The following is a 13,062-nucleotide window of genomic DNA, read 5'->3' on the forward strand; positions in this document are numbered from 1 at the left end:
TTTGCTAGGGTATGGTTGGGTGTTAGTTTTGTTTTAGACAATGGTCCTTCCTCAGAGTCCGGAATGACAGAGGGGGGTGCTGTCCCGCCAGCATTTCAGTTCGGCTCATAACTGTCACTCGATCTCCGCCCCCAGCCCCTTCATCAGGCCCATGAACTCCGGAAAACTCGTCGCGATCATCGCCTGGTCGTCGATAGTGACAGGCTTTTCCGTTGCCAGTCCCATGACCAGAAAACTCATGGCAATACGGTGGTCGAGATGGGTCTGGACGACAGTGTTGGGTCCATTGGGATGTTGACCGAGCCCCTTGCCGCCGGGTTTTCCACGCACCGCCAGTGTGGCCTCGCTCTCGGTACAGTCGACGCCGTTGAGCTTCAGCCCTTCGGCCACTGCCGACAGCCGGTCTGACTCCTTCACCCGCAACTCTTCCAGTCCCTGCATCAGCGTCTCGCCCTCGGCGAAGCTGGCGGCGACGGCAAGCACCGGATATTCGTCGATCATCGTCGGCGCCCGTTCGGGCGGCACGGTGACGCCCTTCAGCTCGGAATAGCGCACGCGCAGATCGGCGACGTCTTCGCCACCTTCATTGCGCGGGTCGACAATGTCGATCCGGGCGCCCATTTCCTGCAGCGTCAAAAGCAGACCGGTGCGGGTCGGGTTCATCAGCACGTTTTCGATTGTGATGTCCGAGCCTGGCACGATCAGCGCCGCCACCAGCGGGAAGCCGGCCGAGGACGGGTCGCCCGGCACGGCGATCGTCTGGCCGGTGAGCTTGCCCTGGCCCTCGATGAAGATGTGGCGCACGCCGCGCTCGTCGGTCTCGACCGACAGATTGGCACCGAATCCCTTCAGCATCTTTTCGGTGTGGTCGCGCGTCATCACCGGCTCGATGACGGTGGTGACGCCGGGCGTGTTCAGGCCGGCGAGCAGCACCGCCGACTTCACCTGCGCCGAGGCCATCGGTACGCGGTAGGTGATGGGTGCGGCGTGCTTGGGCCCGTGCAGCGTGATCGGCATGCGGTCGCCGGGCGTTGCCTTCAGCACCTGCACGCCCATCTGGCGCAGCGGCTCGAGCACGCGGCCCATCGGGCGCCCGGATAGCGAGGCGTCGCCGATGAAGGTCGTCTCCATGTCGTAGGTGCCGACCAGGCCCATGGTGAGGCGCGAGCCGGTGCCGGCATTGCCGAAATCGAGCGGGCCTTCCGGCTGCAGCAACGCGCCGTTGCCGGTGCCGCGGATCACCCACTCGGTGCCGTGCTTCTCGATATGCGCGCCCATCGCCTTCATCGCCGCGCCCGTGCGCATCACGTCCTCGCCTTCCAGCAGGCCGGTGATGCGGGTCTCGCCAGAGGCGAGGCCGCCGAACATGAACGAGCGGTGCGAGATCGACTTGTCGCCAGGCACCCGCGCCGCGCCGGAAAGTGCCGATGATCTGCGGGCGGTGGCCGGTTTCGGGGCGGCAGTATGCGACATGGATTTTCCCTGATCAAAACGCCGGCGGCCGGCCTTTTTCTTTTGGTTTGCGCGGTCTCGTATCACGGCGGACCGAAATGGTCATCCCCTCGCGAGAGGTCGCTCAACGCGGGGATTTGCGACGCTGGCTTTAGGCTTTGACAGCGCCGTAAACTGTGGTTATGGGGACCAAACTTTCATCGACGAGGCTTGCTGTGGCAAAACCCGAACTTGGCACCAAACGCATCGACCCCGAGACGGGTCAAAAATTCTACGACCTGAACAAGGATCCGATCGTCTCGCCCTATACCGGCAAGAGCTATCCGCGTTCCTATTTCGAGGAAGGCAAGATTGCCGCTCTCGAGGAGGAAGAGGAAGTTCCCGAGAAGGAAGTGGACGCCGAGGAGGAAGAGGGCGTCGAGGTCGTCTCGCTCGAAGAGGCGGACGAGGATGCGAAAGCCGACGATCTTCCCGATCTCGGCGATGACGAGGACGATGTGGACCTCGGTGATGACGACGACGATACTTTCCTCGCTGACGAAGAGGAAGAAGACGACGACGTCGCCGACATGATCGGCGTCGGCGACGACGACGACGAAGTCTGATCCGGCCTGTGGCGCAAGCGCCTGCCGACTTTCGCGGCGTCTTGAGAAAAAGCGGCTCTTGAAGGCTTGATATTGACGGAAGGCGGGGTTAGAAGCCGCTGCACTAACGGCGCGGTCTCAACCCGCGCCGGATCTCTTCGCCGGTAACGGCGCCGGTAGACTGCCGGAAGTGGGGCCATAGCTCAGTTGGGAGAGCGCTTGAATGGCATTCAAGAGGTCGTCGGTTCGATTCCGATTGGCTCCACCAATTTTCTCCTACGGAAATCAGTCTATTTAGGCCTGCCTATCACTGGCAGGCTTCACAAAACCGGTCGGTCCTCCTGTTCGCTGTATTTCTGCTAGTCGACGCCTTGCGGTGACATCCGCTGCAGGATTGCTAGCGGTCGCCTGAAGCGAAAACCCCGGCAACCCACCGGGGTTTCAGCACACTATTTGCTAATAATACCAATCCCAGATCCAAACACGCCTGCGAAAGCACCGTCTGCGCGGACGGCCATTTCGCCAGACACGACGACAGATCCTTCTCCAAGCGCGCCGCCGGCGCCGCCGCCTTCGATGTCACCGCCGATGGCGGACCGGCTCCGCTTGAGTATCTTCATCCTCGAAGGCTTCCGTATCCGGCGCGTCGAGTTCATCGAGAATGCCGCTTCTGGCGCCTGGTACACCGGCTACCGCGTTGATTGGCCGAACTGCGGTCGCAAGGGCTGCTGCCCCAGCAATGCCAAACATTCCTGTCAAAAATAATCGCCGATCCATGGAAACCTCCAATCCTCTAGCCAGCGAGACAAGGTTCGCAAACCGAAAGATAGCGCAGTCGATACAAAAGCAAAGTACACCCTATGAATGATATTTAAAGAAGCTTAACGGGTCGGCTCCGCAGACATGTAGCAGTCCCCAAAGCGATAACTGCGTCAATTCTCATATGCCGCATTGCACAATCGCGCGGCGTGCGCAAAATGCGGCATGATCCGGAAATCCCTCACCGTCCTGGTGATCGACGAAAACCACATCCGCGCCTCCATCATTGAGGCGGGATTGCGGGAGGCCGGGCATGAGCAGGTCACGGTCGTTCACGATGTTGCCGGAATTGCGCGGCGCATCGCCGAGATCGAACCAGACGTAATCGTCATCGATCTCGAAAATCCCAACCGCGACATGCTTGAAAACATGTTCCAGCTGTCGCGCGTGGTGAAGCGGCCGATCGCCATGTTCGTGGATCGGTCGGATCAGGCTTCGATCGAAGCTGCGGTGGAAGCGGGGGTCTCCGCCTATGTCGTCGACGGGCTGCGCCAGGAGCGCGTCAAGCCGATCCTCGATATGGCGATCAGCCGCTTCAACGCGTTCTCGCGGATGGCGCGCGAACTGGAAGAAGCCCGCAGTGAATTGGAGGACCGCAAGGTCATCGACCGCGCCAAGGGCATCCTTATGAGGTCGCGCGGCCTGTCGGAGGACGCGGCCTACACGCTTCTGCGCAAGACCGCGATGAACCAGAATCGCAAGATCAGCGAAATCGCGCAGAGCCTGGTGACGGCGGCAGGCCTTCTGGATCCCGGAGAGAGTTAAGCATGGCGGCCGAACACCAGATCAATGCCGGTTTCATACCGCTCTTCGACAGCGCGGTTCTTGTCGCAGCGCGCGAGATCGGCTTTGCCGCGCGCGAAGGCGTCGACCTGACGCTCAGTCGCGAGACATCCTGGGCCAACATCCGCGACCGCATCGCGATTGGGCATTTCGATCTGGCTCATATGCTGGGGCCGATGCCGATCGCCTGCAATCTGGGGCTCACGCCACTCGCCTCCGATACGATCGTGCCGTTCTCGCTGGGACTGGGCGGCAATTGCGTAACGGTTTCGAACGTGGTCTGGGCGGGCATGGCCGCGCACGGCGCCTTGCCCGACGTCGATCCGGCGCGAGCCGGCAAGGCCTTGGGAGCGCTAATCCGTGAACGGGCAAATGCCGGTCGCGATCCGCTGCGCTTTGCGGTCGTGCATCCGCACTCCGGACACAATTACGAACTGCGCTACTGGCTCGCGGCCTGCGGCATCGATCCGTCGCGCGAAATAGAAATCGTCATCGTGCCGCCGCCCTTCATGGCCGACGCACTCGCCGCCGGCAGGATCGACGGCTACTGCGCCGGCGAACCCTGGAACAGCGTCTCGGTTGTCGCCGGCACTGGCCATATCGCCACGGTCAAGGCCGCTATCTGGAAGACCAGCCCCGAAAAAGTCCTTGGCGTGCGCAAGGCCTGGGCCGAAAAACACCCTGAAGCCCTTTCAGCCCTGCTGCGCGCGCTCCATTACGCTGCGCGCTGGTGCCAGGATCCGGCAAACCGCGGCGAACTGGCCGCCCTGATGGCGCAGTCTGCCTTCCTCGGCCTGCATGCGGCAGTGCAGATGCCGATACTGAGCGGACATCTCCAACTCGGCAGTGGCGCGGAACGAACGGTCGAGGATTTCTTCCTGCCCTTCGACAAGGCCGCCAACTTTCCGTGGAAGAGCCATGCGCTGTGGTTCTACACGCAGATGGTGCGCTGGGGGCATGTCGCGCACACGCCGGAAAACCTCGCTATTGCTCGCGACTGCTACCGCCCCGATCTTTACCGATCGGCGCTGAAGCCGCTCGGCGTCGCACTTCCCGGCGCCAATTCTAAGGTCGAGGGCGCGCTGGCGTCTGCCACCCCTGTCGGCTCCGCCGGCGCCAGTCTGGTGCTCGGCCCCGATGGTTTCTTCGATGGCCAGATATTCGATCCCGACGAGATCGACGCCTACATTGCCGGGCAGAAATTGGCGCGCGCCGAAGCCTGATCATTTTCGCGCCATTCTTGTGCATTGCACAAAAATTGTGCGTGCAACTGTGCTAATGAACAATCTTTGGCTTGCTCGCCCAGCGGGCCAGCGCGCCCACGATTGTGGCATGCCGTTGATCCCATTGATGTTTGTCATCCATCCCGAAACTGGCACGGTTCCTGCTTTGTAATAGGCAGACTCTTCTCGGGGTCACGGAACAGCGTCCAATGGCGGGCGCTACAGGCAAAGCTGCCGCTCAGGTCAACACGCGATCCCGGATGGATGGACGCGCGCGGCCTGGCTGGCGGCTTTTTTGTTTTGACCGAACACGCAATCGACGGCGCTGATCCCAAGCAGTGCCCAACGGGAGACGACGATGACGAAACGCACCAAGACTGAAGCCCCTCTCGAGGGCATGACCCGCCGCAATTTTCTGATGGCAAGTGCTGCCACCGCGGCCACCCTGGCGGCGGCACGCGCGCTGCTGCCGTCCGGCGCCTATGCGGCGACGGCAGCGCCGGAAGTCACCGGCGCCAAGCTCGGCTTCATCGCGCTGACCGATGCAGCGCCGCTGATGATCGCCAAGGAGAAGGGCCTGTTCGAAAAATTCGGCATGCCCGATGTCGAGGTGCTCAAGCAGGCCTCCTGGGGCGCGACACGCGACAATCTGATGCTCGGCGGCGAAGCCAACGGCATCGACGGCGCCCATATCCTGACGCCGATGCCTTACCTGATGCATACCGGCAAGGTGACGCAGAACAACCAGCCGATGCCGATGGCGATCGTGGCGCGGCTCAACTACGACTGCCAGGCGATTTCCGTCGCGCAGGAATATGCCGGCACCGGCGTCGGCCTCGATGCCTCCAAGCTGAAGGACGTCTTCGCAGCCAAGAAGGCCGAGGGCAAAGAGGTGAAGGCCGCCATGACCTTCCCGGGCGGCACTCATGATCTCTGGTTGCGCTACTGGCTGGCTGCCGGCGGTATCGATCCCGACAAGGATGTCTCGACCATCGTCGTGCCGCCGCCGCAGATGGTCGCCAACATGAAGGTTGGCAATATGGACGTGTTCTGCGTCGGCGAGCCGTGGAACGAGCAACTCGTCCATCAGGGTGTCGGCTTCACCGCCACCACGACAGGCGAACTCTGGAAAGGCCATCCGGAAAAGGCGCTCGGCCTGCGCGCCGCCTTCATTGATAAGAACCCGAACGCCACCAAGGCGATCCTGATGGCCGTCATGGAAGCCCAGAAATGGTGCGAAGCCATGGAAAACAAGGATGAGATGGCGGCTATCATCGGCAAGCGGCAATGGATGAACGTGCCGACCGCTGACATCATCGGTCGCCTCAAGGGCGACATCAACTACGGCAATGGCCGCGTCGCCACCGGCACCGATCTCTACATGAAGTTCTGGAAGGGCGGTGTGTCCTATCCGTTCAAGAGCCACGACAGCTGGTTCCTCGCCGAGAACATCCGCTGGGGCAAATTCGCGGCGACCACCGACATCAAGGCGCTGGTCGATCAGGTCAACCGCGAAGATCTGTGGCGCGAGGCGGCGAAGGATCTCGGCGTCGCTGCGGCCGACATCCCGGCGTCTTCATCGCGCGGCGTCGAGACCTTCTTCGACGGCAAGATCTTCGATCCGGCCAATCCGTCCGCCTATCTCGACAGCCTGAAGATCAAGGCATCGGCCTGACGTCGCCGGCAAGCGGTGCCAGCGGCGCCGCCTGTCACTCCAATGCTCAAGGAGCTTTTTGCGAAAATGTCTGTCCAAGCCATCGAGGACCCCAAGGTGAAGGCGTTCCCCACGCCTGCCAAGCCCGCAGAGGTCGTAGCTTTCACCGCCAAGGTGAGGAGCCGCTTCGATCCCGCCGTGATCGCCGGCAAGCTGGCAAGCACGCTGGTGCCGCCGGCAGTCGTCATCGTCGTCATGCTCGTCATCTGGCAGATCGCCTGCTCGTCGCCCAACGCCAGCTTGCCGCCACCCAGCCAGGTATGGAACGAGGCCTACGATCTGATCGCCCATCCGTTCTTCGACTACGGTCCGCAGGATATCGGACTGGCCTGGCGGGTGCTGATCTCGCTGCAGCGCGTCGCCATCGGCTTCGGCCTGGCTGCAATCGTCGGCGTTGCGCTCGGCGCGCTGGTCGGCCAATCGATCTGGGCGATGCGCGGCCTCGACCCTGTGTTCCAGATACTGCGCACCGTGCCGCCGCTCGCCTGGCTGCCGCTGTCGCTGGCCGCCTTCCGCGATTCCAGCCCATCGGCGATCTTCGTCATCTTCATCACCTCGATCTGGCCGGTGATCATCAACACCGCCGTCGGCGTCCGCAACATTCCAGAGGATTATCGCAACGTCTCCCGCATCCTCAGGCTCAACCAGCTCGAGTTCTTCGTGAAGATCATGGTGCCGGCCGCGGCGCCTTATATCTTCACCGGCCTGCGCATCGGCATCGGCCTATCCTGGCTTGCCATCGTCGCCGCCGAAATGCTGACAGGCGGCGTCGGCATCGGCTTCTTCATCTGGGATGCCTGGAACTCGTCGCGGCTGCCCGACATCATCGTTGCGCTCGCCTATATCGGCATCACCGGCTTTTGCCTCGATCGCCTGGTCGCGGCGGTCGGTGCTTTCGTCACCCGCGGCACAACGGCAAAGTGAGGAGAGGGCAATGTCGGCCTATCTGAAACTCGACCATATCGACAAATCCTTCACCCGCGGCGGCCAGGTCAGCGAGGTGCTGAATGACATCCGGCTGACCATCGACAAGGGCGAATTCGTCTCCATCATCGGCCATTCCGGCTGCGGCAAGTCGACCTTGCTCAACCTGATCGCTGGGCTGACGAAAGTGTCCGCCGGGGCGGTCCTGCTAGAAGACAAGGAGGTTGACAGCCCCGGTCCTGAACGCGCCGTGGTGTTCCAGAACCACAGCCTGCTGCCATGGCTCACCGTCTACGAAAACATCAACCTGGCGGTGTCGAAGGTGTTCGGCCGCACCAGGAGCCGGGCCGAACGGCACGACTGGATCATGCGCAACCTCGACCTCGTGCAGATGGCGCACGCCAAGGACAAGCGGCCCGCCGAAATATCGGGCGGCATGAAGCAGCGCGTCGGCATCGCCCGCGCGCTAGCCATGGAGCCGAAGATCCTGTTGCTCGACGAGCCCTTCGGCGCGCTTGACGCGCTGACGCGCGCTCATCTGCAGGACGCGGTGATGGATATCCATTCGAGGCTTGGCTCGACGACGATCATGATCACCCACGATGTCGACGAGGCGGTGCTGTTGTCCGACCGCATTGTCATGATGACCAACGGTCCAGCGGCGACCATCGGCGAGGTGCTTGCCGTGCCGCTGGCCCGGCCGCGCCGGCGCATCGAGCTTTCCTCCGACCGGACCTTCCTGCGCTGCCGCGAGGCGGTGCTGAAGTTCCTCCACGAACGCCACCGCTTCGTCGAAGCCGCGGAGTAAGGCCATGACCGAAAAACGCGTCATCATCTACAATTGGCAATCTGCATCGGCAATGGGCAATCTGCCGCATTGCACAAATATTACGCTGCTGTGCAAGTCATTCTGACTAATCTTTGATCCGCTGCCGGGCTTGGTCAAAAATCGCGCGGCTGCGGTTCACATTGATTTCATTCGATAATCTGAAGTGCTGTCGAATTGGCACGCTTCCTGCTTTTTAGAATGTAGGTCCGCAAGGGCCAAGTGACACGGCGTCCAATGGCGGGCGCCACAGGCAAAGCTGCCGCTCAGGTCAATACGCGATCCCGGATGGACGGACGCGCGAAGACCTGGCCGGCGGCTTTTTTGTTTTTACGCGATCGACGGCGCTGGTCCCAAGCGGCGCCCAACCGGAGACGACGATGACGAAACGGATCGGAACTGGCGCGTCCCTCGCGGACTTCACACGCCGCGATTTTCTGGCCAGCAGCGCGCTGACGGCGGCGCTGTTCACCGCCGCGCTCCTGCTGTTTCCCGTCGGCGCCAAGACGGAAAGCAAAGACCTGACCGTGGCGAGCCCGGTCTCGTTGCACGCACCGATGCCGCGCTGCTGATCATTCACCCACAAACATCCGCGGTGCCTCCCACGCCGCAAACCGGAGCCAGACATTGACCGCAAATCTCCCAGCCGCGCCCAGCCAGGACAGTGCTCCCCAGCAGGCGCTTGTGATGTCCACCATCGCCTTCACCGTCTGCTTCGCGGTGTGGACGATCTTTTCAATCATCGGCGTGCGCATAAAGCAGGACCTTGGGTTGAACGAGACGGAGTTCGGCCTGCTGGTCGGCACGCCGATCCTCACCGGTTCGCTCGTGCGCATGGTGCTCGGTGTCTGGACCGACCGTTTTGGCGGACGGCTGGTATACACCGCAACCATGCTTGCGGCGGCGGTCGCGACCTTCCTGCTCGCTTTTGCGCACACCTACGGACAGATGCTGGTCGCCGCGCTAGGCGTTGGGCTCGCCGGCGGTTCCTTCGCCGTCGGTGTCGCCTATGTCTCGCGCTTCTTCCCGGCCGGCAAGCAAGGCACGGCGCTTGGCATTTTCGGTGTCGGCAATGTCGGCGCCGCGGTCACCAAGTTCCTGGCACCGTTCGTGCTTCTCTACTGGGGCTGGCAGTCGGTCGCGCTGATCTGGGCGGCAGCACTTGTCGTCATGGCCGCCGTCTTCTGGTTCACGACCAGCGACGATCCGGTCATCCGCGAGCGCCGTGCCTGCAAGGCAGCGCCCGTGAGAAGCTTCTTGCAGGAATTCGCGCCGCTCAAGAACCTGCAGGTCTGGCGCTTCGCCTTCTATTATTTCTTCGCCTTCGGTGCATTCGTCGCGCTGTCGCTGTGGCTGCCCCGCTACCTGATCGGCGTCTACGGCTTCGGGCTTGCGTCCGCCGGCATGATCGGCGCGGCCTATTCAATTCCGGCAAGTATTTTCCGCGCCTATGGTGGCGTGCTTTCCGACCGGATCGGCGCCCGCACCGTGCTCTACTGGACCTTCGCTGTCAGTGCCGTCGCGACTCTCGTTCTGTCTCTCCCCTCGGCAGACTACGTCGTGCACGGCATCAGCGGGCCGATCGCCTTCCATTTCGAGATCGGCCCGCTCGCCTTCATAGCCGTTGCCTGCGTGCTCGGCTTCTTCATGAGCCTTGGCAAGGCCGCCGTCTACAAGCACATCCCGGCTTACTACCCGCAGAGTGTCGGCGCGGTCGGGGGCGTTGTCGGCATGATTGGCGGACTCGGCGGCTTTATCCTGCCAATCGCCTTCGGCGCACTCAACGACCTCACCGGCGTCTGGTCGAGCTGCTTCATGCTGCTCTTCGTCATCGTCGCCACCTGCTTTGCTTGGATGCATTTTTCCATCCGACGGATGGAGCGCACGGCGTCTGCCGAAGCTTCAGGCCTTTCCTACGCGGCTGAGTGAGACCGAAGTGGATCAGCACATGACCGAAAAACTCGTCATCATCGGCAACGGCATGGCCCCCGGGCGCATGCTGGAGCATCTCCTGGAAAAGGCGCCTGGGCGCTACCAGGTCACCATCTTCAACGCCGAGCCGCGCGTGAACTACGACCGCATCATGCTGTCGCCGGTTCTGTCAGGCGAAAAGGCCTATGAGGAGATCATCATCCATGGCGATGGCTGGTACATCAAGCACGGGATCACCCTCTACAAGGGCCACAAGATCGTCGCCATCGACCGGCAGGCAAAGACCGTCACCTCCGATCATGGCGTGACCGAGCCCTACGACAAGCTCGTCATCGCCACCGGCTCGGTGCCGTTTATAATCCCGGTGCCCGGCCATGATCTGCCCGGCGTGCTGACCTATCGCGATCTCGACGACGTTCGGGCGATGATGCTGGCCGCGCAGTCACGGGCCAAAGCCGTGGTTATCGGCGGCGGCCTGCTCGGGCTGGAGGCGGCTGCCGGCCTGAACGCGCAAGGCATGGACGTCACCGTGCTGCATGTCATGCCGACGCTGATGGAGCGCCAGCTCGATCCAGCTGCCGGATATCTGCTGCAGCGCGCTGTCGAGCAGCGCGGCATCAAAGTCATCACCAAGGCCAACACTCAGGCGATCACGGGCAAGGGCAAGGTCAAGCAGGTGGAACTCGCCGACGGAACCATCATCCCGGCGACGCTGGTGGTGATGGCGGTCGGCATAAGGCCGAACGCCTCTCTCGCCAAAGAGGCCGGTATTGCAGTCAATCGCGGCATCGTCGTCGATGCCGGCATGCGCAGCAACGACCCCGACATCTTCGCGCTGGGCGAATGCGCCGAGGTCAACGGCATGGTCTACGGCCTGGTCGCACCGCTCTATGAGATGGCGCGTGTCGCCGCCAGCCAGTTGGCCGGCGACGAGGCCGCCGCCTTCGTCCATTCGGACACGCCCACCAAGCTCAAGGTTACCGGCATCGAGCTGTTCTCGCTCGGCGACTTCGCCGAGGGCGAGGACCGCCAGGAGATCGTGCTGCGCGATGCCGCGGCCGGCGTCTACAAGCGCCTGGTGCTCAGGGATGACCGCATCATCGGTACCGTGCTCTATGGCGAGACGGCCGACGGCGCCTGGTTCAACGACCTCAAGAAGAAGCAGACCGATATATCGGGAATGCGCGACACGCTTATCTTCGGCCAGTCATACCAGGGAGGCGCCTCCCTGGACCCTATGGCGGCCGTTGCAGCCTTGCCGGATGATGCGGAAATCTGCGGCTGCAACGGCGTTTGCAAGGGAAAGATATCAGGCGCGATCACGGCCAAGGGCCTGACCTCGCTCGACGACGTGCGTGCCCACACCAAGGCTTCCGCTTCGTGCGGCTCCTGCACCGGTCTGGTCGAGAAGCTGATGGTGCTGACCATCGGCGACAAATACAATCCGGCAGCTGTGCAACCGATGTGCGGCTGCACCACCCTCGGCCATGACGAAGTGCGCCGGCTGATCAAGGCCAAGGGCCTGAAGACCATCCCCGCCGTCATGCAGGAGCTGGAATGGAAGACCTCCTGCGGCTGCGCCAAATGCCGGCCGGCGCTCAACTACTATCTCGTCTGCGACTGGCCGGACGAGTATGCCGACGACTACCAGTCGCGCTTCATCAACGAGCGCGTCCACGCCAACATCCAGAAGGACGGGACCTATTCGGTGGTGCCGCGCATGTGGGGCGGCGTCACCAATGCCGCCGAACTGCGCGCCATCGCCGATGTTGTCGATAAGTTCGAGATCCCGATGGTCAAGGTCACCGGCGGCCAGCGCATCGACATGCTCGGCATCCGCAAGGAGGACCTGCCCGCGGTGTGGGCCGACCTCGGCCAGGCCGGCTTCGTCTCCGGCCACGCCTATGCCAAAGGTCTACGCACCGTAAAGACCTGCGTCGGTTCGGACTGGTGCCGCTTCGGCACCCAGGATTCGACGGGGTTCGGCGTCCGTATCGAGAAATTCATGTGGGGCTCGTGGACCCCCGCCAAGGTCAAGATGGCGGTGTCGGGCTGTCCTAGGAACTGTGCGGAAGCAACCTGCAAGGATGTCGGCGTGATCTGCGTCGATTCGGGTTACGAGATCCATTTCGCCGGTGCTGCCGGCCTCGACATCAAGGGCACAGAGGTGCTCGGCCTGGTCAAGACCGAGGACGAGGCGCTCGAGCATATCGTGGCGCTGACGCAGATGTATCGCGAGCAGGGCCGCTATCTCGAGCGTATCTACAAATGGGCCAAGCGCATCGGCATCGCCGAAATCAAGCGTCAGATCATGGACGATGGCGAGAAGCGCAAGGCCTATTTCGACCGCTTCGTCTTTTCGCAAAAATTCGCACAGGTCGATCCGTGGTCGGAACGTGTTTCCGGCAAGGACAAGCACGAATTCCGGCCGATGGCTTCGGTCGGATTCGTGCAGGCGGCGGAGTGACCATGATGAACTGGGTATCAATCGGCACGCTCTCAGACATTCCGCGCCGCGGCGCGCGCTGTGTCGCCACGCCTCAAGGCAAGGTTGCAGTCTTCCGCACCGCTGACGATCAGGTCTTCGCTATCGACGACCATTGTCCGCATAAGGGCGGACCGCTCTCGCAGGGCATCGTCCACGGCGCGGCGGTGACCTGTCCCCTGCACAATTGGGTGATCTCACTGGAGACCGGCAAGGCGCTCGGCGCCGATGAAGGTGCGGTGCGGACCATTCCGGTGCGGATCGAGGGCGAGCGTCTGTTCATTGCGCTGGAAGCGCTGGCCAGCCGCGCGGCTTGAATC

12 protein-coding genes and 1 tRNA gene are annotated in these 13,062 nt (G+C 62.5%); 11 read left to right on the forward strand and 2 right to left on the reverse strand.

What is annotated here, in order from left to right; all coding sequences use genetic code 11:
* Positions 1–114: 114 nt before the first annotated feature.
* Positions 115–1,473 (reverse strand): 3-phosphoshikimate 1-carboxyvinyltransferase, encoded by a 1,359-nt coding sequence (aroA, locus tag NKH12_RS13100; RefSeq protein WP_352953494.1) that lies wholly within the window; start codon positions 1,471–1,473, stop codon positions 115–117.
* A 194-nt stretch (positions 1,474–1,667) separates the two neighbouring features.
* On the opposite strand from aroA, the gene NKH12_RS13105 reads away from it, so the two are divergent.
* On the forward strand, positions 1,668–2,057 hold the full coding sequence (locus NKH12_RS13105) for a TIGR02300 family protein (RefSeq protein WP_352953495.1): 390 nt from the start codon (positions 1,668–1,670) through the stop codon (positions 2,055–2,057).
* A 171-nt stretch (positions 2,058–2,228) separates the two neighbouring features.
* A tRNA-Ala gene (locus tag NKH12_RS13110) sits at positions 2,229–2,304 on the forward strand.
* A 311-nt stretch (positions 2,305–2,615) separates the two neighbouring features.
* Here NKH12_RS13110 and NKH12_RS13115 read toward each other — a convergent pair.
* Positions 2,616–2,813 carry a hypothetical protein gene (locus NKH12_RS13115; RefSeq protein ID WP_352953496.1) on the reverse strand — a complete coding sequence of 66 codons (198 nt, stop codon included), beginning with the start codon at positions 2,811–2,813 and terminating at the stop codon, positions 2,616–2,618.
* 207 nt (positions 2,814–3,020) lie between these two features.
* On the opposite strand from NKH12_RS13115, the gene NKH12_RS13120 reads away from it, so the two are divergent.
* The 9 genes from NKH12_RS13120 (at position 3,021) to nirD (ending at position 13,059) form a co-directional block, all read left to right on the forward strand.
* Positions 3,021–3,620, forward strand: a complete 600-nt coding sequence (locus NKH12_RS13120) for an ANTAR domain-containing response regulator (protein WP_023796771.1) — start codon at positions 3,021–3,023, stop codon at positions 3,618–3,620.
* 2 nt (positions 3,621–3,622) lie between these two features.
* The gene (locus tag NKH12_RS13125) at positions 3,623–4,861 is read left to right on the forward strand and encodes a CmpA/NrtA family ABC transporter substrate-binding protein (RefSeq protein ID WP_352953497.1); all 1,239 of its coding nucleotides are present in this window, start codon (positions 3,623–3,625) and stop codon (positions 4,859–4,861) included.
* Between the two features lie 358 nt (positions 4,862–5,219).
* A complete protein-coding gene (locus tag NKH12_RS13130; protein ID WP_352953498.1) occupies positions 5,220–6,536 on the forward strand; it encodes a CmpA/NrtA family ABC transporter substrate-binding protein in 1,317 nt (438 codons plus the stop codon).
* 66 nt (positions 6,537–6,602) lie between these two features.
* Positions 6,603–7,499: a nitrate ABC transporter permease gene (gene ntrB, locus NKH12_RS13135; protein WP_352953499.1), complete on the forward strand. Its 897-nt coding sequence runs from the start codon at positions 6,603–6,605 to the stop codon at positions 7,497–7,499.
* 10 nt (positions 7,500–7,509) lie between these two features.
* The gene (locus NKH12_RS13140) at positions 7,510–8,307 is read left to right on the forward strand and encodes an ABC transporter ATP-binding protein (protein WP_352953500.1); all 798 of its coding nucleotides are present in this window, start codon (positions 7,510–7,512) and stop codon (positions 8,305–8,307) included.
* A 398-nt stretch (positions 8,308–8,705) separates the two neighbouring features.
* Positions 8,706–8,897, forward strand: coding sequence for a hypothetical protein (locus NKH12_RS13145; RefSeq protein WP_352953501.1), 192 nt, complete (start codon positions 8,706–8,708; stop codon positions 8,895–8,897).
* Between the two features lie 115 nt (positions 8,898–9,012).
* Positions 9,013–10,254: an MFS transporter gene (locus tag NKH12_RS13150; RefSeq protein ID WP_502910789.1), complete on the forward strand. Its 1,242-nt coding sequence runs from the start codon at positions 9,013–9,015 to the stop codon at positions 10,252–10,254.
* Between the two features lie 19 nt (positions 10,255–10,273).
* Positions 10,274–12,724, forward strand: a complete 2,451-nt coding sequence (gene nirB, locus NKH12_RS13155; RefSeq protein WP_352953503.1) for a nitrite reductase large subunit NirB — start codon at positions 10,274–10,276, stop codon at positions 12,722–12,724.
* Positions 12,725–12,729: 5 nt separating this feature from the next.
* A complete protein-coding gene (nirD, locus tag NKH12_RS13160; protein ID WP_352953536.1) occupies positions 12,730–13,059 on the forward strand; it encodes a nitrite reductase small subunit NirD in 330 nt (109 codons plus the stop codon).
* Positions 13,060–13,062: the final 3 nt, after the last annotated feature.

This window comes from Mesorhizobium sp. M1322 (genome assembly GCF_040318085.1).
Lineage (GTDB): Bacteria > Pseudomonadota > Alphaproteobacteria > Rhizobiales > Rhizobiaceae > Mesorhizobium.